The 26,344-nt window shown below is 38.5% G+C and carries 27 protein-coding genes; 18 read left to right on the top strand and 9 right to left on the bottom strand.

Features of this window, described 5'->3' with window-relative positions; all coding sequences use genetic code 11:
- Positions 1–37 precede the first annotated feature (37 nt).
- The 3 genes from SanaruYs_RS06785 (at position 38) to SanaruYs_RS06795 (ending at position 3,160) form a co-directional block, all read left to right on the top strand.
- Complete coding sequence (locus SanaruYs_RS06785) at positions 38–1,027, top strand: sensor histidine kinase (RefSeq protein ID WP_127121766.1); 990 nt, start codon at positions 38–40, stop codon at positions 1,025–1,027.
- Complete coding sequence (locus tag SanaruYs_RS06790; protein WP_127121767.1) at positions 1,024–1,788, top strand: LytR/AlgR family response regulator transcription factor; 765 nt, start codon at positions 1,024–1,026, stop codon at positions 1,786–1,788. Before SanaruYs_RS06785 ends, SanaruYs_RS06790 begins: the two co-directional genes overlap by 4 nt.
- A gap of 121 nt (positions 1,789–1,909) precedes the next feature.
- Entirely contained in the window at positions 1,910–3,160 is a 1,251-nt protein-coding gene (locus tag SanaruYs_RS06795; RefSeq protein ID WP_127121768.1) for a hypothetical protein, read from the top strand.
- An 83-nt stretch (positions 3,161–3,243) separates the two neighbouring features.
- Here SanaruYs_RS06795 and SanaruYs_RS06800 read toward each other — a convergent pair whose 3' ends face one another.
- Entirely contained in the window at positions 3,244–4,332 is a 1,089-nt protein-coding gene (locus tag SanaruYs_RS06800) for an amidohydrolase family protein (RefSeq protein WP_127121769.1), read from the bottom strand.
- A gap of 133 nt (positions 4,333–4,465) precedes the next feature.
- On the opposite strand from SanaruYs_RS06800, the gene SanaruYs_RS06805 reads away from it, so the two are divergent.
- Positions 4,466–5,566, top strand: a complete 1,101-nt coding sequence (locus tag SanaruYs_RS06805; protein ID WP_127121770.1) for a tetratricopeptide repeat protein — start codon at positions 4,466–4,468, stop codon at positions 5,564–5,566.
- 26 nt (positions 5,567–5,592) lie between these two features.
- A complete protein-coding gene (locus SanaruYs_RS06810; protein ID WP_127121771.1) occupies positions 5,593–6,471 on the top strand; it encodes a 1-aminocyclopropane-1-carboxylate deaminase/D-cysteine desulfhydrase in 879 nt (292 codons plus the stop codon).
- Here SanaruYs_RS06810 and SanaruYs_RS06815 read toward each other — a convergent pair.
- A complete protein-coding gene (locus SanaruYs_RS06815; RefSeq protein WP_127121772.1) occupies positions 6,468–7,808 on the bottom strand; it encodes a DASH family cryptochrome in 1,341 nt (446 codons plus the stop codon). The two genes, SanaruYs_RS06810 and SanaruYs_RS06815, sit on opposite strands and share 4 nt — an antisense overlap.
- 64 nt (positions 7,809–7,872) lie before the next feature.
- Positions 7,873–8,946 carry a peptide chain release factor 1 gene (gene prfA, locus SanaruYs_RS06820; protein ID WP_127121773.1) on the bottom strand — a complete coding sequence of 358 codons (1,074 nt, stop codon included), beginning with the start codon at positions 8,944–8,946 and terminating at the stop codon, positions 7,873–7,875.
- A 102-nt stretch (positions 8,947–9,048) separates the two neighbouring features.
- On the opposite strand from prfA, the gene SanaruYs_RS06825 reads away from it, so the two are divergent.
- Positions 9,049–9,516 carry a hypothetical protein gene (locus SanaruYs_RS06825; RefSeq protein WP_127121774.1) on the top strand — a complete coding sequence of 156 codons (468 nt, stop codon included), beginning with the start codon at positions 9,049–9,051 and terminating at the stop codon, positions 9,514–9,516.
- Between the two features lie 135 nt (positions 9,517–9,651).
- Here the strand turns inward: SanaruYs_RS06825 and SanaruYs_RS06830 are convergent, their stop codons facing one another.
- On the bottom strand, positions 9,652–10,557 hold the full coding sequence (locus tag SanaruYs_RS06830; RefSeq protein WP_127121775.1) for a gliding motility protein GldB-related protein: 906 nt from the start codon (positions 10,555–10,557) through the stop codon (positions 9,652–9,654).
- Positions 10,558–10,606: 49 nt separating this feature from the next.
- Entirely contained in the window at positions 10,607–11,188 is a 582-nt protein-coding gene (locus tag SanaruYs_RS06835; protein WP_127121776.1) for a DNA-3-methyladenine glycosylase I, read from the bottom strand.
- 61 nt (positions 11,189–11,249) lie between these two features.
- Here SanaruYs_RS06835 and SanaruYs_RS06840 point away from each other — a divergent pair, with 61 nt between their 5' ends.
- Positions 11,250–11,786 carry a DinB family protein gene (locus SanaruYs_RS06840; protein WP_127121777.1) on the top strand — a complete coding sequence of 179 codons (537 nt, stop codon included), beginning with the start codon at positions 11,250–11,252 and terminating at the stop codon, positions 11,784–11,786.
- Positions 11,787–11,793: 7 nt separating this feature from the next.
- Positions 11,794–12,309, top strand: coding sequence for a RidA family protein (locus SanaruYs_RS06845; protein ID WP_127121778.1), 516 nt, complete (start codon positions 11,794–11,796; stop codon positions 12,307–12,309).
- A 205-nt stretch (positions 12,310–12,514) separates the two neighbouring features.
- Here SanaruYs_RS06845 and SanaruYs_RS06850 read toward each other — a convergent pair whose 3' ends face one another.
- Entirely contained in the window at positions 12,515–13,642 is a 1,128-nt protein-coding gene (locus tag SanaruYs_RS06850) for a trans-sulfuration enzyme family protein (RefSeq protein WP_127121779.1), read from the bottom strand.
- A 100-nt stretch (positions 13,643–13,742) separates the two neighbouring features.
- Here SanaruYs_RS06850 and SanaruYs_RS06855 point away from each other — a divergent pair, with 100 nt between their 5' ends.
- The 7 genes from SanaruYs_RS06855 (at position 13,743) to SanaruYs_RS06885 (ending at position 18,294) form a co-directional block, all read left to right on the top strand.
- On the top strand, positions 13,743–14,093 hold the full coding sequence (locus tag SanaruYs_RS06855) for a hypothetical protein (RefSeq protein WP_127121780.1): 351 nt from the start codon (positions 13,743–13,745) through the stop codon (positions 14,091–14,093).
- On the top strand, positions 14,090–14,770 hold the full coding sequence (locus tag SanaruYs_RS06860) for a hypothetical protein (RefSeq protein ID WP_127121781.1): 681 nt from the start codon (positions 14,090–14,092) through the stop codon (positions 14,768–14,770). The genes SanaruYs_RS06855 and SanaruYs_RS06860 overlap by 4 nt, the downstream gene beginning before the upstream one ends.
- A gap of 89 nt (positions 14,771–14,859) precedes the next feature.
- Positions 14,860–15,441 carry a hypothetical protein gene (locus tag SanaruYs_RS06865; RefSeq protein WP_127121782.1) on the top strand — a complete coding sequence of 194 codons (582 nt, stop codon included), beginning with the start codon at positions 14,860–14,862 and terminating at the stop codon, positions 15,439–15,441.
- Positions 15,442–15,779: 338 nt separating this feature from the next.
- Positions 15,780–16,565, top strand: a complete 786-nt coding sequence (locus SanaruYs_RS06870) for a sensor histidine kinase (protein WP_127121783.1) — start codon at positions 15,780–15,782, stop codon at positions 16,563–16,565.
- A complete protein-coding gene (locus tag SanaruYs_RS06875) occupies positions 16,562–17,218 on the top strand; it encodes a response regulator transcription factor (protein WP_127121784.1) in 657 nt (218 codons plus the stop codon). Before SanaruYs_RS06870 ends, SanaruYs_RS06875 begins: the two co-directional genes overlap by 4 nt.
- 243 nt (positions 17,219–17,461) lie before the next feature.
- Positions 17,462–17,875 (top strand): response regulator, encoded by a 414-nt coding sequence (locus tag SanaruYs_RS06880; protein ID WP_160118601.1) that lies wholly within the window; start codon positions 17,462–17,464, stop codon positions 17,873–17,875.
- A gap of 215 nt (positions 17,876–18,090) precedes the next feature.
- A complete protein-coding gene (locus SanaruYs_RS06885; protein ID WP_127121786.1) occupies positions 18,091–18,294 on the top strand; it encodes a hypothetical protein in 204 nt (67 codons plus the stop codon).
- 43 nt (positions 18,295–18,337) lie between these two features.
- Here SanaruYs_RS06885 and SanaruYs_RS06890 read toward each other — a convergent pair whose 3' ends face one another.
- The 3 genes from SanaruYs_RS06890 to SanaruYs_RS06900 are packed head-to-tail and all read right to left on the bottom strand — an operon-like array spanning position 18,338 to position 21,473.
- Positions 18,338–19,504 (bottom strand): AIR synthase-related protein, encoded by a 1,167-nt coding sequence (locus SanaruYs_RS06890; protein WP_127121787.1) that lies wholly within the window; start codon positions 19,502–19,504, stop codon positions 18,338–18,340.
- A 36-nt stretch (positions 19,505–19,540) separates the two neighbouring features.
- Positions 19,541–20,056: an RNA methyltransferase gene (locus SanaruYs_RS06895; protein WP_246011862.1), complete on the bottom strand. Its 516-nt coding sequence runs from the start codon at positions 20,054–20,056 to the stop codon at positions 19,541–19,543.
- A gap of 10 nt (positions 20,057–20,066) precedes the next feature.
- Complete coding sequence (locus SanaruYs_RS06900) at positions 20,067–21,473, bottom strand: hypothetical protein (RefSeq protein ID WP_127121789.1); 1,407 nt, start codon at positions 21,471–21,473, stop codon at positions 20,067–20,069.
- An 86-nt stretch (positions 21,474–21,559) separates the two neighbouring features.
- Here SanaruYs_RS06900 and rbfA point away from each other — a divergent pair, with 86 nt between their 5' ends.
- The 3 genes from rbfA (at position 21,560) to SanaruYs_RS06915 (ending at position 26,342) form a co-directional block, all read left to right on the top strand.
- A complete protein-coding gene (rbfA, locus tag SanaruYs_RS06905; protein WP_246011863.1) occupies positions 21,560–21,949 on the top strand; it encodes a 30S ribosome-binding factor RbfA in 390 nt (129 codons plus the stop codon).
- 46 nt (positions 21,950–21,995) lie between these two features.
- Entirely contained in the window at positions 21,996–23,219 is a 1,224-nt protein-coding gene (locus tag SanaruYs_RS06910) for an ABC transporter permease (RefSeq protein ID WP_246011864.1), read from the top strand.
- Between the two features lie 177 nt (positions 23,220–23,396).
- A complete protein-coding gene (locus SanaruYs_RS06915) occupies positions 23,397–26,342 on the top strand; it encodes a DEAD/DEAH box helicase (protein ID WP_127121790.1) in 2,946 nt (981 codons plus the stop codon).
- The last annotated feature ends 2 nt before the right edge of the window (positions 26,343–26,344 follow it).

Here is a 26,344-nt window from a genome sequence, read left to right on the forward strand (position 1 = left end):
TATTTAGTAAAACGTTTTGAAGAGAATTTATAAAATTTTGATCTGGCTTGTTGCAAGCATTGCCGCCTGCATTACTTACTGGTATGTATTTCAGCCGGATATAATTTTAGTTTTCTCTGCCGTTTGGATTGTTATTATTGCCTTGCTGCTTTGGTTTGGCAACCGGCAGCTAACTATACGCCTTGATCGCATTATGCCCTGGAGTCGTTATGGCAACTGGCGTTTCTTTATTCAGATGGTATTGGGTATAGCTTACTTGTTGTTTCTCATCAATCTTATCTATTACATTATTAAAACTTCACTTACAACAACCCCTCCTGTATGGGAACAAATGATTGTGGTGAATTTCTGGGGAGCTGTCATTTTTATTCCTGTTTTCTCACTGTATTTCAGCTTGCATTTTTTAAGGCATTGGCGTACATCTGAGCTTGAGGCCGAGAAGAATCAAAAAGAAAGTATGCGATCGCAGTTGGACTCGCTTAAGAATCATCTCGATCCGCATTTTCTTTTCAACAATTTAAACATATTAGCTTCACTTATTGAAAAAGATAAAACGACTTCAAGAACATTTATACAGAAGTTTGCAGAAGTGTACAGATCATTATTGCGCACAAAGTCTGATGATTTAATACTGCTGTCAGAAGAACTGGATTTTGTTGATGCGTATATGTACTTGATTCGAGTACGATTTGAAGATCACATTCGGATAATAATAACCATTCAAAGCGCCACCAAGAATAAAATGGTGCCTCCACTAACGTTACAGATGTTGTTAGAAAATGTAATCAAACATAACTTGATAACGGAAACACAGCCGCTACAAATTGAAATTTTAGAAAGTGAAGGAAATTATCTGGTGGTGCGCAACAATCTTCATATAAAAGCAGACTACCATTCAGCTGAAGGAAGTGGACTAGAGAACATTAAAAAACGTTATGCTCATTTTACGGATCAACCCGTAACCATTGTAAAAACAGAGACGCATTTCGAGGTGAGTATACCTTTATTGGAAATAGAAAACGCATGACCATACTCCTTATAGAAGACGAAACATTAGCAGCAGATCGATTGAAAAATATGCTGTTTGAAGTTGATGCAAACGTAGAACTTGTTGCTCAGCTAAAATCAGTGGAGACCTCCGTTCAATGGCTTCAGACTAATCCTCATCCGAATCTTATACTTTCAGATATTCGGTTATTAGATGGCTTGTGCTTTGAAATTTTTGAAAGAGTTAAGGTTGATGTTCCGGTGATCTTTACAACAGCTTATGATCAATATGCCATGAAGGCTTTTGAAGTAAACAGTATTGATTATTTATTAAAACCTGTTGAGCCTGAAAAGCTGAGAATAGCGTTGGAAAAGGCGAATAGAAGAGTTGTTAAGAGCGAGGCACAGCCGACCATAAATTACACTGAACTTATAAAGCTTATCCATAACCCTCAACAACAGTATAAGTCTAGGTTTATGGTTAGGCTTGGTCAGAAAATTGTGGCTATTGCTGTCGAAAAGATCGCATACTTTTTCAGCGAAAGTAAACTAACTTATCTGGTCACAAATGATCAGAAGAAATATCCTATTGATCAGACCTTGGACGAACTTACTTCTCTCCTTGATCCGCGTATTTTCTTCCGTATCAACCGCCAGTTCATCATTACTTTTCAATCTATTGCTGAGATTCATCCTTACTTTAAGGGAAGAATGAAATTAAATCTTTTGCCTACAACTACTGAGGAGGTAATCATTAGTTCAGAGCGGACACCTGAGTTTAAAAAGTGGATTGATCAGTAAAAACTGAGACACTTTATATCCCGATTCATCCCCCACATGTTCCGTTTTGTCCTGACTCTATTCTAAAGAGCACAACTTCAGACGAGTTTAGCAGTATAATCAGCAACCATAAAAAATTATTATGAAAATAACTGCTAGCATACTCGGCTTAATTATGTTGTGCGCTTCACTTAACACAACCGCACAAGATGAGGGGTTTATCTACGGAAAAGTTTATATGCACGATGATCGTGTGTATGAAGGCCCGATTCGTTGGGGTAAGGAAGAAGTTTACTGGATTGATATTTTCAATGCTGGTAAAGAGAAAAATCCCAATTTGAAATACCTTTCTTCACGCGAGCGTGATGAACTTGAAAGAAGACAGAACGATTGGGGTTATTGGAGTGGAAGCTTTTGGACAAAATGGGTAGGCGCTGATTGGAGTAATGGAAATGGCGATTTTACGCATCAGTTTTCTTGTCAGTTTGGCGAGTTAAAAAGTATTGAGCCTGCAGGCAGAAAATATGTGGATGTTGAATTACAAAACGGTGCCAAGTTCGCTTTGCTAGGTGAGGGATATAATGATGTAGGACTTGAGATTAGAATAATGGATGCTGAAATGGGTCAGATTGAAGTGGAGTGGAATCGTATACGCAAAATTGAGTTTATAAAAACCCCGAAGCGAATTGAAAATAAGTTCGGCAATCCTTTATACGGGACGGTTGAGGCCTATGGTAAAAAATTTACCGGTTACATTCAATGGGATCACGATGAAAGAATTTCAACGGATCGTTTAGATGGAGATTCAGAAGATGGTGATTTGTCAATTGAAATGGGCAAAATAAGATCTATTGAGAGAATAGGTAATCGTAGCCTTGTGGTATTAAAATCAGGCAGAGAATTGCGCATGGATGGCAGTAATGATGTAAGTAGTGGGCACAGGGGAGTGATTATCATGAATAAAGATTTTCCGGCAATCGATATACCGTGGAATGAGTTTGATAAAGTAACGTTTAATGAATTTATCGGTTCGCCTGCTGTGATCTATTCTGATTTCAATAAGCAAAAATCTTTGACGGGAACCGTTACAACCCAAGAGGGTAAAACCCTTAGCGGGAAAATTGTGTATGACCTGGATGAGGAGTTTGAGTTTGAACTATTGCAAGGGAAAAACAATGACTTTGAGTACACTATTCCCTTTCATAAAATAAAAAGAATGGAGTTGACCAGTTCGTATCGTTGTATGGTTGAACTAAAAACAGGAGAGAAAATTTCACTTGAAGATGCGCAGGATGTTAACGAAAAGAATCAAGGCTTACTTGTTTTCACGTCAGCCAATTCAGATCCTGAATATATTCGATGGGAAGATGTTAAGTCAATTGACTTTAAGTAACACGATTGCTAATTGGTTTAGGTTTCTGTTACTTAATCCTGCCTCGTGAGAGGCAGGATTTTTTTATGCAGTTACTTACGAAGTTATTTAGGAAACATACTTTTATCGATGCCAGGTAATATGCGTAGAGCATTTTTATAATAAATTTTCTTCAACACATCATCTGGTAAATCCAAACCATACATACGCCAAAAGGCATGATAGCGTTTGTGGTAAGGGAAATATTCATCAGCACTTTCTAATACACGGAAGTATGTCTCGTATTCGGCAGGCACCCAACTATCCTTGCCAAACAATACACGGTCCTGATACTTAACCATAAACTCACGTGCAGCACGGGGTTGACGACCTAACTCTGCAATTACAGCGCCTATCTCTACCACAACGTTGGGCATTTCATCCAGTAATGAACCTAGTTTTTTTAAATCATTCGGAAACCATGCCATGTGTGCAGCTATGAAGGTTGTCTTCTTATGTTTTTTAAAAATATTATGCTGCTCATTAATAATGGTTTCCCAAGGTGCAGGATCATTATCACCCCGCTGGCGACCTTCATGGGTTTTCAACTCAAGCCAACGTTCATTATTGGCATCCATTGGTTGCCAGAATTGCTTAGGATCGGCAGAGTGAATTAGAACGGGAATACCTAACTCACCACACTTAGCCCAGATCGGATCAATGCGTGGGTCGTCAATGCGAATACGATTTCCTTTGCTGTCTTTAGCTGTCATACCAAGGTTTTTATAAATCTTCAAACCCTGTGCACCCTTTTTCACATCCTCTTCTAGCTGTTTTAACATGCGCGACTGCCATTCTGCATCATCAATCGCACTGAAATCCATATTAGTAAATACAACGAAGCGCTTTGGAAAATTTTCTTTTACATTTTTCAGAGAACCTTCAAGGTGCTCTGTGCTCCCTCTACCTCGGCCACTTAGATTCACCATCACCGCCATATTGAGTTTATCCATTTCGGCAGTAAGGTTAGCCAGGTTTTGGCTGGGCATGTTGAATTGATGATTATGAATATCTATAAAAGGAAAACGAGCTTTAGCGATCCTTGTTTCCTTCACAACCAGCGTTGAAGGTGGGTCGTAGGCTTCAAAATCCATGTTCTGACTAAAGGCAGTACTCAAACTGATGATAAATAAGGAGGTAAGCAGTGCTTTCATAAAGGATATTTCGACTAAGAACGTTAAAATTCAGGAATCGGTTTTCCAATATTTTGTTAACGGTAATAGCTTATTAAAATAGTTAAGATTGTGTGTGAAAGTATTTTCCTAAATTCGAAGTCAAATTGCAGACATGAAGAATCTTATCCTTGTTTTATTGATATTAGTAAGCGCTGTGGCTGTAGCGCAGGATGTTGAAGCTTTAAAGAAAAAGCTTCAAGCAGGGGATTATGCTGCTGTAAAAGCAGAGGCTAGTAAAATGGTTGACACAAATCCTAAAAATAAAGCTGTATTGGTGTTGCGGGCACAGGCGCGCATGGGCTTGCAGGATTTTTATGGAGCTATAGGCGACCTGACTTTTGCGGTTGAGCAGGATTCCACATTTGCAGAAGCCTACAGTTTTAGAGGTGAAGCCAAAATGATGTTGGGTGATGATGATGGTGCTATTACCGATTTGGATAAGTCTATCAGACTTAATCCAAAGAACGCAATTGCTTATACTAATCGTGGTCTGGCTAAATACAACATTGAAGATTTACAAGGCGCTTATTTCGATTTCTCCAAAGCGCTTGAAATTGGACCAACAGATGCCGATAAATATTTTAACAGGGCCGTTGTAAAAGCTGAGTTAGGTGAATTCATCAGCGCGATAGATGATTACAACAAAGCCATAGAATTAGATAAGGCTGATGCGAATTTATTAAACTACCGTGGTGTTGCTTACTATAATATTGGAGAATTTGATAAGGCGATAGCCGACTACGATGCTGCCATTAAGTTAGATACCAAAGACGCATTAAAGTATGAAAACCGTGCACTATCTAAGAGCGCGAAAGAAGACTACAAAGGCGCGTTAGAAGACTACGATAAAGCCATTGAGTTATTTAATGAAGATCCTGAAACGTTTAACCTACGAGGTGTAATTAAATATACACTTGATGACAACGATGGGGCTATTGCTGATTACGACCAGGCTATTGCTTTAGACCCGCTTAATCCTATGTATTATGATAATCGCGCACTCAGCAAAACTGAGAAGGAAGATTATGTTGGTGCCATTGAAGATTATTCTATCTCTATCGATCTCTATCCATCCGACCCAGAAGCCTATTATCAACGGGCAATGGTTAAAATATTAGCTGGAAATAAATACGATGCTTGTCTTGACTTAAAAAAAGCAGACGAATTAGGATCGCCAGAAGCAAAAGCTGAAATAAAAAAGAATTGTAAGTAAGCTAAGACTTACTTAATCCGTATTGAATGCTCACTTATTCAAATACCCCTGTTCAAACACTACAACATCCTCTTTTTGATGAGCACAATCTGCAAGTGCTCATCAAGCGTGAAGATTTAAACCATCCCTTTGTAAGTGGTAATAAATGGTGGAAGCTGAATTATAATCTGGAGGAAGCAAAGAAGCTTGGGTACACTACACTTCTTACTTTTGGTGGAGCACATTCAAACCATATTTATGCAACGGCAGCTGCTGCCAAAGAAGTTGGATTAAAAGCTATTGGTATTATTAGGGGTGATGAATTGTCTGTGCAGAACAATGCAACCCTACGCTTTGCACATGAACAAGGTATGGACTTGCATTTTGTTTCAAGAGAAGATTATAGAAAAAGGAATGAGCAGAACTTTACAAATACTTTAATTAATAAGTTTGGTAAGGCGTATATCATTCCGGAAGGAGGCACAAATAATTTAGCTGTACAAGGTGTAGCATTATTTAGCGCCAAGCTCCATCAAGAAATTGATTTTGATTATTTATGTTGTGCAGTTGGTACCGGAGGAACTTTAGCAGGATTGATTAAGGGATTACCGCATAAGAAGCTACTTGGCTTTTCTTCCTTAAAAGGAAATTTTATGGAAGCCGAAGTAAAAAAAGTATTACAATCTGACGCAACCAATTGGACTATAAATAGCGACTATCATTTTGGAGGTTATGGGAAGTACAATCAAGTGTTGCTTGACTTTATTAACAAAGCTGAAAAGGATTTTAACATTCCGCTGGAACAAGTATACACTGGAAAAATGTTTTTCGGAGTACTTGATTTAATAAGCAGAAACTTTTTTCCTGAGAAAAGTAAAATTTTGCTTCTACACACGGGTGGCATGCAGGGTAAAATTCAAGGTTAAGAAATCACTTTTGATTCATGCGTATTTTTAGAAACATCAATATTGTCAGCTAACCAATGTCTTACATATTTGCCTTTCGGATCATATTTTCTTATCTGACTTTCTGTATTAAAGTAACGGTCTTCTCTGGGATCATTACCTACCCCTGCAACATAGGCCCAGTTAAGCCAATTGCTTGATACATCATAATCGACTAACTGACTTTCAAACCAGGCTGCGCCCCAAGTCCAGTTTACTTTGTAGTCTTTGGCAAGGTAGCTTGCCACATTTTGTCTTCCCCGATTACTCATGAATCCGGTATGCAGTAATTCCCTCATGTTTGCATCAATGAAATCTACTCCTATTTCACCAAGACGCCATTTTTCGAATAATACAGCATCATTCGTACTTACAAATGCTTTATTTCTGATGCCCTTGCGCTGAAAAATTTTGACTCCGAATTTCTTGGCTGCAAAGCGGAAGTAATCACGCCACAACAATTCGAAAATAAGCCAATATGTAGAATCATTTTTTACACGTTCTTGCTCATAGCGCTTCACCTCGTTATAAATTGTACGAGGAGAAATACAACCTAAAGCAAGCCAAGCTGAAAACTTCGAAGAGTAATCGGAGCCTAGTAATTCATTTCGAGTTTCTTTGTAAGTACGCAGCAGATCCTTTTCCCAGAAATATTCCTGCAAGCGCTCCTGAGCATTTTGCTCACCACCTCTAAATTCAATGGCACAGCGATTATCTTTTAATGCAGGAGTAAAACCAAAATCTTGAATTGTTGGAATGTTAGTAGATTCAATCTCTTGTTGGTACGCTATTTCAGCAATGGAAAAGATTTTTCTAACACTTGATTCTTGTTCTATCTCTTTTCTGAAATTGGTAAAAGTATCTGGTAACCTATTGATAGGCCACGGAATATCATCTGCATGATATAAAGTGTTTTGCCAGTATAATTCGATGGGCACACCAAATTTTTCCAACTGTAATTCAATAGCATACTGTGTGGCTAACTCTTCACTCCCAACTTCTTGCGAAGCATAGACAGCAGTGATTTTAAGTTCCTTTACAAGTTGTGGTATAATATCTTCTGCACGACCAACGAACACATGTAAGTCTGCATTGAGCTTTTGTAATGAAGATTTAAGCGCTGTAAGACTTTCAAGTAGAAATTGTGTTCTGAAATATCCGGTTTTAGGAAACCCCAATTTGCCAGGTTGAAATTGTGCCGGATCAATAATGTAGACTGGTAAAACAAAAGATGCCTTGGCCGAAGCTCGAAACAATATTTCATTGTCGAGCAAACGCAATTCGTTTTTAAACCAAAGCAGACTTCTCTTCTCCTTCATGATTTAATTAACCATGAAGAAGAAAAGAAGTTTTATAAAAATGATTATTTGTATTGGATAGGAATTAATTACTGCCCTCTGCCATTTTTTCAGCACTATCGGCAATGCGCAATTGTTCAATAAAATCATCGATGTCGCCATTCATCACAGCCGGCAGGTTATGGGTTGTAAATCCAATGCGATGGTCAGTAACCCTGCTCTGTGGATAGTTGTAGGTTCTTATTTTTTCGGAGCGGTCTCCACTGCGAACTAGTGATCTTCGTGCTGCGCCAACCTCACTATGCTGTTTCTCTACTTCCATTTCGTACAGTTTGGTCTTCAGCATTTGCATAGCCCTTTCGCGGTTACCATGCTGCGAGCGTTCTACCTGACAGGTAATAACGATACCGGTAGGTTTGTGGGTCATTTGTACTTTGGTTTCTACCTTGTTTACGTTCTGCCCACCTGCACCACCTGAACGGGAAGTTTGTACCTCAATATCGGCAGGGTTAATTTCTACAGCCCCCACTTCATCTACCTCGGGTAAAGCCACAACAGAAGCAGCAGAAGTATGCACACGACCCTGAGTTTCAGTAGCGGGCACACGTTGTACACGATGTACGCCTGATTCAAACTTGAGTAAACCATAAGCGCCATCGCCACTAACGCTGCAAATAATTTCTTTGTAACCTCCGGCAGTACCATCAGTAAAATCGAGGGCGGTCATTTTTAAACCTCGCTTGTCACAAAAACGCTGATACATTCGCCACAAATCACCAGCAAAAATGGAAGCCTCATCACCACCCGTTCCGGCACGAATTTCCAGCAATACATTTTTGTCGTCATTGGGATCTTTTGGGATCAGCATGTCGCGCAACTCAAGGTCTTGTGCTTCAGCTTTAGGCTGTAGCTCTTCAATTTCCATCTTGGCCATCTCGCGCAGCTCCTGATCTTTCTCCTTTTCGAGTACCTCTTTAGCTTGTTTTAAATGGGCAAGCGTTTTAGCGTATTGATCGTATTTTTCAACAATTTTCCCCAAATCACGGTACTCCTTCCCTAGTTGAGAGGACTTTTTGGCATTATTAACGATGTCTGGCTGAACCATTAGTTGTCCAACCTCCTCAAAACGCAACTTTATTTCTTCTAATTTCTCAATCATAACCTAAAACAGGCGCAAAAATAATGAAAAAGTAACCAGTGGACAGTATAGAGTAGGCAGGCGTTTACCTTGTTTGTATTTTGCAGTCAAAAGCTGAGGATTATGAAAAAAATTAGATTTGGATGCTTGGTAATATTAAGTGTTGTGGCGATTTCTTGTGGAGGTGGGTTAACCGATGAACAACGCAAGAAAATTAAGAACGAGATGGAGACCAATCAAATTAAGAAAATCAGTGAAGCTGAAATAACAGAGGCCACCATGACCAATGGCCGTAGACTAGCAGAAATATTGAAGACCTCAGTCAGGGCTGACTCATTGGCCCAAGCGGAAAATGTAAAAATTAAATGGTTGCAAGCCGGGCAGGAAGACGTTACAGACATGGAACGCCAGCTAATTGAAGCTTACCTGACACAACTTACGGGTGGAAGTATGGATAACGTTCAAAAAATAGGAACAGATTCACTCCTTTATACGGTTCCTGTTATTGTAAAAAGAGAAGATGGCGTTGATGAGGTGAAAGGAATCTGGAGCATTTACTTTACAAGAAAACAGATAGTATTGGGTATTTAAATAATCCTCTTAGACACACCTAGTTTAAAAACGACAAGTTTAATTGAAAGGGACAATCCGTCTGACCGCTGTTTATTTCAGCATACAGCGGTCTGACGGATTTTAGGCAAAGACGTGGCTTCGCGATTTACATAATTACCTAGAACCAACGTATGCGCTATCTTCTAAGAATTTTTTAAAATCTTGTATCGTAAGTATGTCAACAATAGCCTTAGATTTATTCTCTGCTTTATCGTAATAAGCCTTTGTGATTTTGTAACCCATCCAGTAACCTAAGTCGTTTGGTCTGGATTTATCACGTTGATAATAGAGCCAGCCACTCCAGCTGTTTTCAAACATACGCTCTTTAAATTCTTTCCACAATTCAGCTTCGTGGGCATTGCCATATTCATAAATTATTTGATTTGAATGTGTACCAGTAACCAGTTCACAAAGGAAATCAGCAGAGCCCTCACGGATACTTTGTGCTAAAAGGGATCTATTCAAAACATAATTTTGTTGGAAGTGGACTAACTCATGAATAACAACATCATCAATCAAATCAATATCAACTCTTGGGGCAATTTTATTTTCAATTTCTCCAAACACTTCTGCCCCGACAATGAGACCGTTCTTAAACGCAGTGCCACCAGAATTTTTAGCACCAATAACGAAGTAAACATCAGGAAACACAGCGCCAGGATAGAGCTGCTGAAACTTTTTAAAATGAGTTAAAATCAGTTCCTTTTTAGAAATTATAGATAAAGAACTTTCATGAATAGATTTATAATACTCGCGGTTGTGCTTGATGATTTTATTAAGATGCTTACCACTTTCAATACGGTTAGGGATAAAAGCCTTTAATCCCTCACTACCTTTTTGGAGATATTCAGATTCTAAAATGCCTGCATTGAGTGACGGATTTTTATCAAAGAGGTTCCAGAATAAAGTAATATCCTCAGTATGAAGCACTGCAGAGTCTGGATTAGTAGAAAACAATTGCTGACCGTAAAGTTGATGGACAACGAGTAGAAATGAAATTACAATTGATGTTCGAATCATAATTGTATGTAATTACTGTCTATGTTTAATGCATGCTGGTAAAATTTAACTAAGGCTTATAAACCGTTTTATACCGCCAGCAACTTACCAGATGATCGTTCACCAAACCACAAGCCTGCATGTGGGCGTAAATAACTGTGCTGCCAACAAATTTAAATCCGCGCTTGATTAAATCTTTACTAAGTGCGTCTGATTCTTTAGTAGTGGCAGGTGCTTCTGCAAGCGATTTCCATTTATTAACAATGGGTTTATTGTTGACGAAGCCCCAAATATATTTATCGAATGATCCAAATTCTTTTTGTATTTCTAAAAATCGTTTGGCGTTGTTCACTGCTGCATATACTTTAAGTCGATTGCGAATGATGCCAGGATCCAGAAGGATTTTCTCTAATCGCGCATCTGTAAAGCGTGCTACCTTCTGTGGATCGAAATTAGCAAAGGCTTCACGGTAACCTTCTCGTTTTTTAAGAATGGTGCTCCAGCTTAAACCAGCCTGTGCTCCTTCTAATATTAGAAATTCGAAGTGTATTTGGTCATCATGTACAGGTACACCCCACTCTTCATCATGGTATTGTATGTATTGATCGAACTTTAAACACCACGCACAACGCACTTTTTCTTTTTTAGCCATAAGTTTTCCTAACTTGTATCAAGGTAAAAAATTGCACAGTTCAATACAAGTAGCGAAGCTTATGGATAGGTGGACAACACAAATTGACAAAACCACGCATGACTTCAAAAGTACATTTGGGGTGCTACCAAAAGAATCACTTAACTATAAACCATCACCACAAGTTTGGAGCATAGCCCAAAACATGCATCATTTAATTGTGATCAATGAAACCTATTTTCCCGTATTGGAAAGCCTCCAAAGAAAGGATTACAACTTACCATGGATTGGCAAGATCGATTTTCTGGTTAATTTCTTTGGTAAAGTGATCCTTAAGTCAGTAAGTCCCGACAGAAGAAAGAAAATGAAAACATTTCCTATATGGCAACCCGCTAGCAGTGATTTCGATTTAACCATCTTCAACGACTTTATTAATCATCAGAACAAACTCAAAGAATATATTATTGCCAGTAACGATTTAATTGAGAGAGGTGTTGTTATCTCTTCACCAGCCAATAGAAACATTGTGTATAAAATTGACAAAGCTTTTGATATTATTGTAACACATGAGCAAAGACATTTTGAACAAGCCAAGGAATTACTTTTACTACTTAAATAAAAGAATCATGAAAAAACTTATTTTACTACCACTTCTCTTTTTTGTAATTACTTGTACAGCACAAGTAGATGCCGAAAAAAAACTGAAAGAATTAGGTATTGAATTGATCACACCCACAAGGCCAATCGCTAATTATGTTAAAGCTGTTCGTGCCGGCAACTTTGTTTTTTTATCAGGACATGGACCAAGCAAAGCGGATGGTACGTTAATAACAGGTAAAGTCGGTAAAGAACTTAGTACAGAACAGGGAGCGGAAGCAGCGCGCCTAACAGCTATCTCACTCTTGTCAACTTTAAAAGCTGAGATTGGTGATTTGAGCAAAGTAAAACGTATAGTAAAAGTATTGGGAATGGTTAACTGTACTGAAAGTTTCACCGATCAACCTAAAGTTATCAATGGCTTTAGCGATTTAATGGTGCAGGTATTTGGTGAGAAAGGTAAGCATGCCAGATCAGCAGTAGGTATGTTCGCACTGCCTTCTAATATGGCTGTTGAGATTGAAATGATAGTGGAAGTAGAATGATGATTCGTTGATGATTGATTCGTTGATGTGCTGATGGGATGTGGAGTAGTTAACAAACTAGATTATTGCTTAATAAATGAGGAATGCGTCCAGTCAATGTTCTTTTCAACACTAAACATTGTTCATACGCATTATTGCCAATATTCAATCAACACTGCTAAGTGAATCATCACATCAACGAATCAATCATTAGCACATCAGCACATCAACCCAACGCTTGTTTGATATCATCAATTAAATCTTCTGCCTCTTCTATACCCACAGAGAAGCGTAATAGATTATCCGACACACCAATGGCAGCTCTTTCAGCAGCCGTCATTTTTGAATGTGAAGTTTTTAATGGAGAACAAATAGTAGACTCCACTCCACCTAAGCTTAACGCCCGCTTAATCAATTTTAATTTGTTGGTAAAAGCCAGGGCATCATTTTTTACTTCAAAGCTTAGCATGCCACCAAAGCCGCCTGGCATCTGAGTCTTCGCTGTTGCATAGTTCGGATGATCTTCCAAACCCGGGTAGAAAACATTCCCTATTCTTGAATCTGTTTTTAAAAAGTTGGCTATTGCTAAAGCATTTTCATTTTGCTGGCGAACGCGCAGTACTATTGTTTTTAAACTTCGTTCTACTAGCCATGCAGTATTGGCATCTGGCGAGCCGCCCCAGTTAATAGCTTTGCTCAGAATTTTTTCCATTAGGGCATGCGTTGTAACCAGAAAGCCACAACACAAATCACTATGCCCGCCTATATATTTAGTCCCACTATGGGCAACAATGTCTATACCGAGATTAATCGGGTTTTGGTTTACAGGAGAAGCAAAAGTATTGTCAATCATGGTAATGATGCCCTTTGCCTTAGCAATATCCGCCACAGCCTTAATGTCGGTTATTTTTAATGTGGGGTTTGAGGGAGTCTCTATATAGATAACCTTGGTTTCCGGTTTAATGGCCTTGGCAAAATTTTGTGAATCACTGGCATCCACAATGGTGTAACTGATACCCAGTCTAGGCAACTCTGTGATTACCGAATAGTAAGTGCCGCCATATAGATCACTTTGGAAAATAACATGATCGCCTTCTTTTAAGAAGGTGATAAGGCCAGTAACAATGGCCGACATGCCTGAACTGAACATAAGTCCGGCCTCGCCATGCTCAAGTGCCGCCACTTTTACAGCAGCAGCCTTCAGGTTTGGGGTATTATAGTACCGTGGGTAAAGTATGGCTTGCCCCTCATAATCATAAGCCGAAGACGGGTAGAGGGGAGTAACCGCTCCCTTATATTGGGGATCACCATGTGACCCGGAATGAACGCTGAGTGTAAGTTTAGAATCTTTCATAGAATAGGATCTGGAACAAATATAGTGTCTACCAACTTGATAAAAATCCCATTCAAAAAATTCCAGTATTTTAGGGCTTATTATATAACCCCCTATAGTTATGGCAAAAGGAGAAAAAATCAGTAAGTTAAAAGCCCGCAAATGGGTAAACAACTACAAGAAGAAACATGGAAAAGATAAGAACTTCCTGTCATCTATGCTTTTTGATAAGCACATTGTACTAAAAATGTTGCATGAAGATAAATGCGAAGGGCTTCGTATTTATAATGCATTAGATGATGAAGGGAAAATTCATTTTGTGTTGGTAGGAACAGATGCGAATGGTAACAATATTATGCCCCCAAGTGAGGAGTACAGTGCGCGCACAATTGATGAGAGTCCTGATGGTGAATCAATATTAATTAATAATGGACTGCCTTGCCCGTTTGCATGTCCAGATGATGATTTATGAGTGTAAATGAACTTGCTTATCTGTCAGCCTATTTACAATGGGCTGGCAGTTTGTTAATTGTTTTGGTTTGTTTAAAATATTTTAAACTGCTTACAAATGAATTGAAGGCAATTGGCATCTATGGATTAGCAAGCTTCTTTTTTCAATTGCTTCAATTCATTGGTTATTTCTTTTTTAAAGGAAAATCAACAAATATTGTTGCAAATATTTACTTACCAATTGAGTTACTTACCTTATTATCTGTTTATTATTTCGCGTTTAACAGACAAATGCTTAAGAAGGCACTCTTTGTATTCTCAGTATTCTATTTAATTTTTTATAGATCACAATACATCTCTCAACTTGAAACTCTAAACTCAACAGCAGAGGCTATAAGAGACTTTACAATAATTACCTGCTCTATACTATATTTTTTTATTTTAATAAGAGATTTGCCAGAAGGAAATATTACATCACTTCCAATGTTCTGGATTAATGCTGCTGCACTATTTTTCTTTTCGTGTACTTTTATGCTTTCACTTTCAGTTACCTACATTGCTGAAGTTTTAAGAGAGGACTTCGCTATTTTTTGGGCTGTTAGAAACTTTTTAAGAGTTATTTTTTGCCTCCTTATTTGTTTTGGTATTTGGCAAATTCGCACCACTCACAAAAGCAAATTTCCATTAAACCAATTATGACGAGTTCAAATTTATTATCAGTGTCAAACTACCTTCAATGGTTTGGTAGTTTTCTTATTGTGGTTTTTGTTTTTGCTAAACGAAGGGGTATGCAAAAGCAAATATTTATTATTGGCATTTATGCTATTAACAGTGTAGTATTTCAGTGCATTCAAACAGGATCCTATGTAATTGCTAAGGTTCATCCCAATCCTATTGGTAATTTTTATGTCTTGATTGAAACCATTATTCTACTTTGGTTCTTTGCTAGTGCCTTTAATAAATTAACTTTTGTCAGGGTAATGTTATTGGTAGGAGTCTTGTATACGATTATATTTGTTTGCTTTGCTTTACCTGACCTTTATACGATTCATTCCAGCACAAGAGCTGTAAGAGATTTGGTAATGATTATATGCTCATCGCTCTATTTCTTTTTACTGCTAAAAAATTTACCAGGAGAGGATCTGTACACCTTACCTATGTTTTGGATAAGTGCCGCCATTCTGTTCTTTTTTTCCTGTACCTTTATTCTTTCACTATCAACAACTTATTTGATTAAGACATTTCGTGATCAGTATGTATACTTCGCAAGTTTTCGAAATTTGCTAAGAGCGCTCTTTTGCTTGATAATCTGTTTGGGTATATGGAAATCACAACCTTTCGGCAATATTAAGGCTGGTAACTCACATTAATAAGTAATTTAAAGCACTATTTTTTATGATCTAGCTTGACTATGTTACTAAAATAGCCTTGCATTTAAATATCCACCCAGCAACCTTTGACACTCCTTGAGTTTTAAGAAATTTCCAATCATTTAAGGCCTTTGGTAGATTATTACTTGCATTGGTTTCAGTCTTAGCTATTAAACATTATAAATCAATGCAGTTAAGACTCATACAGGTTTATGGTTTCATGATCGTACTTTTTCGCATTACTGAAGAACCTTTGGTGGCTGTAGCATTGTAATATTAGTGGCTGCTACCGAAAAACCTTCAAAAAGAATAATCCACAAAATGCTTAATTTTAACTTATGGAGCCCCGCCAATTAGACTTTGTTATCATGTTTTCAATAGCTACTGCTGTTATGCTTTTACTGGCCTTCAGTATTATTCTATTTGTGATCTTTTATCAAAAAAGAATATTGTCTGAACAGTTAAAGCTTAAATTGTTAGAGGCTGAATACCAGCAAAAAATGTTACAAGCTGCGCTCGAATCGCAAGAAAAAGAGCGAAGCCGGTTGGCAAGCGATCTGCACGACAGTGTTGGCGCTATGTTGTCAACCATACGACTTTCTCTTCATCCAGTAGTAAAGGCCGGAAATGGTCAGCCATTAGATCAGACCAAACAATTGTTAGATGAAACCATTGAAACGGTTCGTAGAATTAGTCGGGATCTGTTGCCAACAGGTTTAGAAAAATTTGGGTTAACACACGCTGTCCGTGAAATGTGCGAGCGCATTAGTTCTTCAGGTATTATTGAAGTGCAGGTTACTGAGGCTGGTGAACGAATAGAGATGGATAAAAAGAGAGAAGTGTTAGTATATAGAATTGTACAAGAAATAGTCAACAACGCGATCCGTCATTCAAAAGCATCATTATTAAAAGTAACATTAGTCTGGAGCCAAACATTGGAACTAATCATTCAAGATAACGGAGAAGGCTTCGACTATGAAGGCTTTAAGAACCATCAAGGCAAGTCCGGACTTGGTTTGTATAACATTGAAACAAGGGCTTCTCTGCTAGGAGCCAAGTTAGATTTTGATACAGTATTTCCTAAAGGAAGTCAGTTTACACTTAAGATACCAACTGCCGCATGAGTATAAAACCTGATCTAAAAGTATATATCGCTGACGACCATACCATCTTCAGAAAAGCAATGGTTAGTCTGTTGCAATCTTTTGAGCGTGTTGCCAGTGTTAAAGATGCCGAGAACGGGAAAGAATTGCTAGCACTTGTAAAAGAGAGTCAGCCAGATATAGTATTGCTGGATTTGCAGATGCCTGTAATGGATGGCTCTGAAACTTGCGAACAGTTATATAATAAGTATCCAGATGTTAGGGTAATTGTATTGTCTATGCATGATAGCGAACGCTATGTGCTACACATGATGGATTTGGGGGCACGTGCGTTTTTATTTAAGAACGTTGAACCAGATGAATTGGAAGCAGCTATTTATTCCGTGGCAGATAAAGATTTTTATCACAACGAATTTATTGCATCAATACTTAGAAAGAGTCTTCGCGAAAAGCATAATTTAAAACGACCTGACTTTAATCCAGGGTTGAGCGAACGCGAACTGGAAGTTCTTCGTCTTATCTGTGAAGAATATTCAACAAAAGAAATAAGCAGCAGACTTTCGCTGAGTGATCGCACTGTAGAAAATCACAGAGCCAGAATAATGGAAAAAATTGGCGTTAAAAACATAGTAGGAGTGGTGCGTTATGCCTACGAAAGTGGTTTGCTCACCTAAAACTCATTCTTAATCGCATAGGTATTTCTACCTAATTTGTCTGAGTTTATCTACCTACTATGAGTGAGCGATTAAAAGGCTCATTCCAATGCGCTGTTTGTAACTGTGTGTATTTCAAAACCTTGTAATCCGATTAAAACTACCTTATCAGGTATGGTAGACAGTCACCTTTTGTCCTTAAAATCACTAAGTATTGAATCACCATCTTTCGAAAAAACAACGGTTTAGTTCGTTTAGATGATTATGAAGATTCTGGTGATCAACAGGCAGAAAGAGGTTATTGGTCAAATCGCAGCAGTACTTGCATCGGTAGAACCAGTCATACGATATTATGATTCAGGTCTGGATGGGCTCCTGGCCGCACGAATCGAATCTTTTGACCTTATTGTTTGCAGTACTGACCTGCCTGTGATCACCGGTTTTGAGCTTGTCCGCTCATTAAGAAACTCTTCTATCAACAAAAGCACGCCAGTGATTTTCTTGGCCGATGAGCTTAACCATAAGACAACTTATTTAAGTCATATTTTAGGTGCAGCTGCAACCGTAAAGTTGAACGATGAACAACTTGAAGGAGCACTGCAGAAGCAAAAAGTATATTTTGAATCGAAAGGACCCTCTCAATTTCAAGATATTTTCCCCGGCTATAGCCTCAACTGAACTCTCGTTGACGGTTAGCTATAGTCAAACACGCTGTTAACCCTACCTGCTGCCGATTGGGCCGGTGCAGGAGGGAACAGCAAATAACCATAGCTTAACATTTATACTCCACTTGTTAATTCACGATTAGCTAAGTGTGCCTTTTTTGTTAAGAATTGTATGCTGGTAACATTCGCTTGGTTAATTCGTTTAACTTGATGTCAACCACTACAATTATGAAAAACATAAATCAACGAAGCCAGATTTTGGAGACGCTTGATGAGTTGGATCAGCAGCAGGCTGAAAAGGTGCTTGCCTTTATGAAGAGCTTCCTTCAGCAAGATCCACACAAAATTCAGTACAAGCGATTCAAAAGAGAAGCCATGCGCGAAATCCGTCAGGCACTTACACAAGACAGGATTATGAATAGCAGAGGCTAGGTTACTGGCGAGGTGCTATTAGAAAGCACAGATTACAAATTTTTCAATATTCAAACGAGCCGAACTCGCTCGTTAAGGTTACTTTACTCTTTTCTGCGTCCTCTACTCGACCAATTATTTGAGCTTGCACCCCAAAGCTTGCTGAGATATCAATCACTTGTTGCGCATATTTTTCAGGCAAGTAAATCTCCAGTCGGTGTCCCATATTAAACACCTTATACATCTCTTTCCAATCCGTTTTACTCTGCGATTGAATCATTTTAAAAAGTGGAGGTACTGGCAATAAGTTATTCTTAATTATATGAAGCTTATCTACAAAATGTAAAACTTTAGTTTGCGCACCACCACTGCAATGCACCATCCCATGAATTGCACCCCTTAACTCTTGCAACAACTGCACAACAATTGGCGCGTATGTACGTGTTGGTGCCAGTACTAGTTTGCCAGCATCTACAGGCACACCATCTACTTTATCGGTAAGTTGGTATTCACCCGAATATACTAAATCGCTGGGCACGGCACTGTCGAATGACTCTGGATATTGTTGCGCGTATTTTTTATAAAACACATCATGACGCGCAGAAGTTAAGCCGTTACTGCCCATGCCACCATTGTACTCACTTTCATAGGTAGCCTGACCGTAAGAAGCAAGCCCCACGATTACATCGCCTGGTTGTATGTTGGCGTTGTCAATTACATCGCTTCGTTTCATGCGTGCAATTACAGTGCTGTCTACAATTATTGTTCGCACTAAATCTCCTAAATCAGCGGTTTCTCCACCTGTACTTACAATATTTAGTCCGTGCGAACGAAGCATTTCCAGCACTTCTTCAGTCCCATTAATAATGGCCGCAATCACTTCACCGGGAATTAAATTTTTATTTCTTCCGATAGTGGAAGACAAAAGCATATTGCCTGTGGCACCCACACATAATAAATCGTCAATGTTCATGACAATAGCATCTTGCGCTATGCCTTTCCAAACAGATAAGTCCCCGGTCTCTTTCCAATATAAATAAGCCAATGAAGATTTAGTGCCTGCACCATCAGCATGCATAACAGAGCAGTAGGCAGGATCGCCAGTTAAATGATCTTCAGTAATTTTACAAAAGGCTTTAGGGTACAAACCCTTATCAAGTTTGCTAATGGCCTTATGCACATCTTCTTTGCTTGCGGAAACACCGCGTTGGTTATAACGATCGGAATTCACTTTCTTAATTTTGAACTACAAAGTTGCTTATTTTTTCTACAATGCCAGCTGTCTATAAAAATGCCACAAAATTATTCCGGCACACACCGATACGTTGAGCGAATGTTTAGTACCACTTTGGGGAATCTCAAGAGCAATTGTCGCCATTTTTAAAACTTCGTCACTTACGCCATCAACCTCATTCCCAAAAATCAAACAATACTTTTTTTCAGCACTCGGTATAAAAGTTTCTAACGATTGACTACCGGTAGTCTGCTCTACTACAACAGCTTCATACCCCTCTTTTTTTAATTGCGCAACAATTTCGCCTACATTTTCATGATACGACCATGGAACGGATTCTGTGGCACCTAAAGCAGATTTGTGTATTTCTCGATGTGGCGGTGTACCTGTTATACCTGTTAAATAAAGATGTGAAACAGCAAAGGCATCGGAAGTGCGAAACAGAGAACCAACATTGTGTAAACTGCGAACATTGTCCAGCACAACCACAAGACTAGGCTGAGTACGCGCTTTATATTCCTGCGCAGATACGCGGCCAAGCTCTTCCATGCTTAACTTTCTAATTGGCTCCATTTACCTCATTAATGTAGTAAACATTTCCTTTTTTATGGTATTGCTTTTCAAGCTCAGGCAAATGCCTGAAGAAAGCAGCAAATAAATTATTTGGATCAATGATAACTTCAGGTTTTTCTAAAGCAAATTGATTATTGACAATAAGAATATTTTCATAATAGTCGGGCTCCTCAAATACTTTTTTGTAAATGGCCCATTCACTAAAGCCAGTAGCCAGCTGATTTTTCATATATGGAGAATAATCATCGCCAAGAATTAAAATACGCTTATCAACAAGTGTCGGAGAACTTTCCTTTACAATCATACCTGAATAGCCTGCCTCGAAAAAAAAGTTATTGCGCACTAAATAAGAAGTAAGCAAAATACCAATTGTAAATACCCAAATATGAATTTCGGCAAAACGCTTTCGGTTAATTGATAAAAGAAAGTGAGTAAGCAGAAAACTTAATGGAGGAAATAGGGGAAGCAAACTCTGCGGGCGTAAAGATCTTGTAAAAAACAAATGAACAACCCCTGCCAGAAGCCAAATGAACATAGCTTGTAGTAATTGCGATTGATAATTAGTAAGCCTAGTTGCTCTATTCAAGGAAAAAAATGAAATAGCGAAGTATGCTATGGGTACACTGCTTAAAATCAGTAATGTCTTAGTGTTCTGAAAAACACGCTCATCGGCAAACAAGTTTGCTTTATAAAAATAATTCAGCAAGTCACTTTGTTGATCCAGTAAATAATAGTAGCTCAATAAAAGTGCGTGAGGAAGTGAAAAACCAATAACAAATAAAAACTGTCTTCTGAGTGATGATCGTGTGAAAAACGCAAGAATAAGTATGGCGGCAAAAAAGAAGATGACATAAGAGAAAACAGCAAGCGATGCAAGCCCCAAGTAAACACCGGATTTAACCAGAGAGCTATCGTTTGGTTCACGAAACTCAATCTCCCTGAAAATACTATTGACGGCCAGCAATAAAAAGCCAGAGGCTAGCAAAGTGCCTGTTATTGAAATAACATCAAAAGAGACGCAGCACAATAAGCAGAAAAGGACAGATGGAATATAGGTGGTTTCTGTGTAGGCTTTTCGATTAATAAAGACCAGACCAATATAACCAGCTTGAAAAAAGAGTATAAGAAGTGCCAGACTATGCCGCAGTGTAATATTTTGACCACTAATCCAATTGAAAGCACCATACATCCATTGGGTGAGTAATGGGGTTGAGTCTATTAGCTCAACGTATGGTCTTAGCCCCTGATTAATTTTCTCGCCAACAATAAAACTGTTGAGTTCCTGCCAAGTAGGGCCGGGACTAAACAGGAATACAGGCAAAGAGACAATAAAAAATAAAATAAGTAAGCCCAACAGCCTGTAGGGATCATTTATGCGAAAGAAACTTAGCAAGTCGTTAAATTTTGCTCGAAAATACTCAAATGTAGTCAGCGTTGGAGTCCGAAACAGAAAAAACCATATGTTATTAATCGAATAACATGAGCATTGCTGTAACTTGCAGCCCTATGACAGGGAGCACCAGACAACAGAGAGTAGCCAAACTCATTCAAAAGGAAATGAGCGATATTTTTCAGCGCGATCGAAGGGGGCTTTTAGACAATGCTTTTTTAAGTATAGCTGAGGTAAGGGTTAGTCCTGATCTAAGCGTAGCTAAACTATATATCAGCATGATGCTGGTAAAAGATAAACAAGCCTTGTTAGCTAAAATTAATGACCACAAAAAGGAATTTAGAAAGCTACTTGGCGATAAAGTGGGTAAGCAATTGCGCATTGTGCCTGAAATTGTTTTTTATGTAGATGAGGTGGAAGAAAATGCCCAAAAACTGGATGATATTATTAACAACCTCAACATTCCGCCAACGGAGTAGCTGACGGTATAACTAAATCAGAACTGACTTATCAGCCAATTAAATTTTGAACCTCCCCTTTTTTATAGCGAAGCGGTACCTATTCTCTAAAAGAAAGAAGAACTTTATTAACATTATTTCCTGGCTATCAGTGGTTGTAGTAGCTTTTATTACCGCAGCATTGGTAATTGTACTTTCTGTCTTTAATGGTTTAGGAGATTTGCTTAGGGCGCTCAATAATTCTTTTGATCCTGAAATAAAAATTGAAGCGGTTGAAGGCAAAACCTTTGCCATGACCGACAGCTTGCTTCAAAAAATAAAAGCTGTTGAAGGTGTCGAAATAGTTACAGAGGTGCTGGAAGATTATGCATACTTGCGCTACAGAGATGCCAACCAGATTATAACCCTGAAAGGTGTTAGCGAAAATTTCATTGATCAGCAGCGTATCAACAATTCTATTGTAGCTGGGAAATTGGCACTACATGAGAATAATGTAGACTATGCACTTATAGGAAGAGGTATAGAATATAATTTATCTATAGTTGTAAATGACCCATTATTCCCACTACAACTTTATTACATCAAAAGTGCAAAGCTGACCGGGCTTGATCCATCCAAACTTTATAACAAACGCAATATTATACCGGGAGCAGTTTTCTCTATCGTTCAAAATTTTGACGACAACTATGTAGTAGTACCGCTAGCATTTGCACAGGACTTGATGGATACCGGAGACAAACGCACCTCGCTTGAAATAAAAACGAAGGCAGCTGTAAATCTAAATCAGGTTCAAGAGAATTTAAAACAAACGCTGGGCAATAACTTTTCTGTACTTAGTCACGAAGAGCAACACCAGGATTTGTATAGACTATTAAATATGGAAAAGCTCTTTACCTTTCTTGCCTTTACGTTATTATTGGGCATTGGTGCCATCAATATTTTTTTTAGTCTAATGATGCTCGCTTTAGACAAGAAGAAAGATATTTCCGTGCTTATGGCAATGGGTGCTGATGGCAAACTCATTCAAAAAATATTTCTAAGCGAGGGATTATTTATTGCTATGTTGGGTACCTCATGTGGTCTATTGCTTGGGGGAGCTTTGGTTTGGCTGCAAATGCAGTTTAGTTTTGTTTCCATGGGCATGGAGAGCGCAATTACTGATGGCTACCCGATCAAGCCTGTGCTTTCAGACTTTCTACTTACCCTAACAGTAGTTGCCGTAATAACAATGCTGATCTCACTCAGGCCGGCACACCTTGCGGCCCGTTCTGCTACTGTGGAGCACTTGTAAGTTTGATGTACTTTCCTCACAAAAATTTTCCGAATAGGCTCAAATACTTTTAGTACCTTTCAGGTTCCCGTAGCTATGGAAAGCTCTTTTTCGGGTGTTTTTAATACTTTTTTGGATGTTTTGGGTTTGAGAGGCGAGAATATAAATCGCTCATACCTTGACAGATTTTAGACTATTATGAAAGTTTCTGCTGCACAGCCTTTCCAAATTGTGTACTCGGTTTTTCAGCACGAGTACCTTGGCTATGTGTTTGAGTCGTATATCGTGCACCTGGACGACCGCGGTAAACTAACTTATCAACATCAGAATATATCCCATAAAAATGCCCGTGAGTTTACCAAGGGCCTTGACGACCGTGACTTCAAATTGATTGAACTCATGGATGCCATGCAGCAGGATGTTATTGTTAAAAAGTATTCTGCCAAGCAGATGAAACCTGAAGAGTTTTTTTCCAAGACTTTTGATAAAGTAAAAGGCAATGAACTGATTCAGGAGCAGATTGAGGATTACATGGAGAAAAGGCGAGCACAAGTGCTCGAACTCCTAAAGGGAAAAATGGTTTTTGAAATGGGTAACGATGGTGAACCCACCTGGCGCAAACTTGAGGTGCTTGAAAAACGTGCTAGTGTGCAATTCCATTTTATGCGCACTGCTGAGAACACACAATATTTTCCTACCATTTCGTACGAAGGAAAAAAAGTTGATCTGCCCAATCCTGCGGCTTTCTTAGTTTGCAAACATCCGGCATGGTTAGTTTTAAATAGCAAACTCTATGGCTTTGAAAAGGGTGTAGATGGGAAAAAACTTATTCCTTTTTTAACTAAGAAATCAGTTACCATCCCAAAGAATCTTGAAGAAACCTATTACAATCGTTTTATCGCTCCGCTCATTGCATCATTCGATGAAATTGAAGCACAAGGCTTTGAAATACAAAAACATGATCATGACCCGCATCCGGTACTGACTCTTTCAGAATTACACACTGCTCAATCAACACAGGCAGCTACTCTTTTTGATTCAAGTCCCGCACAGAAAGAAGACAGAACAGATGAAAGCGGTAAACTCGTTTTTGATCTTTCATTTAAATATGGCAAGTATCGTTTCAGAGGTGATGCCAGCGGATCGGTAAATGTTACTGTTGAGAAACAAGAAGAGCAATATGTTTTTCACAGGGTAACTCGTAAACCTGACTTAGAAAAAAAGTTTTTGCAGACCCTGCAAAAACTTGGGCTGCCATTTAAAGATTTCAGAGTAGCGGTACCGAAAGCAGAGGCCTTTTCTTGGTTAAATGAAAACAGAGTAAACCTGCTTAACCTGGGCTTTGAAGTAAGCCAGCCTGAGAGCCGCGATAAAAAATATTTTGTAGGCAAAGCGGTAATTGAAGTAGAGGTTAAGGAGAATATAGATTGGTTTGATATTCACGCAAAAATCCGTTTCGGTGATTTTGATATTCCTTTTAAGGAGTTGAGAAAACTCATCATGCGAAAAAAGGTGGAGTTCAAATTACCAAATGGTGAGATCGCCATTATACCAGAAGCCTGGCTTACAAAATATTCAGACTTATTTGCCTTAAGTGAAACTGAGGGCAAGAATGAAAAACCAGTTTTACGCAAACATCATTTAGCACTAGTTAAAGAACTGGAAGAGGGCAATTTGGCTAAAGTACATATTAGCGAACGCCTACGCAGCCTGAGCTCATTTACAGGAATTAAAAATTACGATTTACCTAAAGGCTTTGGTGGTGAACTCAGGCCATATCAGAAAGCTGGCTACAACTGGCTCAGATTTTTAAATGAATATCGTTTAGGAGGAGTGTTGGCCGATGACATGGGTCTTGGTAAAACTGTACAAACCTTAACGCTACTTCAATCAGAAAAAGAAGCAAGTCATGGCACATCATTACTTGTTATGCCTACCTCGCTGGTTTATAACTGGGAAATGGAGGCTAATAAGTTTACGCCTGAGTTAAAAATTTTAACCTATACAGGCACACAAAGAAATAAAGATGTAAAGCGTTTTGATCAATATGATCTGATTATTACATCATATGGCATTACGCGTTTAGATGTCGAGTTATTTAAGAATTTTTATTTCAACTACATTATACTTGACGAATCGCAGGTAATTAAAAATCCTACTTCAAATATTGCGCAGGCAGTTCGTGAATTAAAATCTCGACAGAAACTAGCGTTAACAGGTACTCCATTAGAAAATACAACACTCGATTTGTGGTCGCAAATGACTTTTATAAATCCAGGGTTACTTGGGCCACAAACTTATTTTAAAAACGAGTTTTTAAATCCTATCGAAAAGAAAGGTGATGAAGTTCGCTCTAAGCGTCTGCACACCATTATTAAACCATTCATGCTTCGTAGGCATAAATCGCAAGTAGCAACAGAACTACCCGAAAAGGTAGAGAATGTGCAGTATGCGGAGATGAGTGTAGCTCAAGAAGAGAAGTACGAGGAGGCAAAGGCATTTTATAGAAGCAAAATTCTTGATCAGATTGATAAGGAAGGTTTGGGAAGCAGCCGTTTTATGATTTTGGAAGGCTTGACAAAATTGCGACAGCTTGCTAATCACCCTAAAATGATAGACCCAAATTACACGGGAGATTCAGGAAAATTTGAAGACATAACACACATGCTTGCTAATGCATTAGCCGAAGACCATAAGGTATTAGTGTTTAGCCAGTATGTCAAACACCTTGATCTGGTAAGGAATTACCTTAAAGAACAAAAGATTGATTTTGCCTACTTAGATGGAAGTAGTAGTGATCGTAAAGAGCAGGTTGAACGCTTCAATAAAGATCCTAAACTAAAGTTGTTTTTGATTTCGATTAAGGCTGGTGGACTTGGTCTTAATTTAACAGAGGCAGATTACGTTTTTATTCTTGATCCATGGTGGAACCCTGCTGTAGAGGCACAAGCGGTAGACAGAGCACATAGAATTGGGCAAAAGAAAAAGGTATTTACCTACAAGTTTATTACACGTAATACAGTAGAAGAAAAAATATTGCAGCTTCAACAGCGTAAATTAAAACTCACCACAGATTTGATTACCACAGAAGAGAGCATCATGAAGCAACTCACGCGCGAAGACATTGCACAAATGCTTTCTTAAAG

The organism is Chryseotalea sanaruensis, assembly GCF_003990915.1.
Taxonomy (GTDB): domain Bacteria; phylum Bacteroidota; class Bacteroidia; order Cytophagales; family Cyclobacteriaceae; genus Chryseotalea; species Chryseotalea sanaruensis.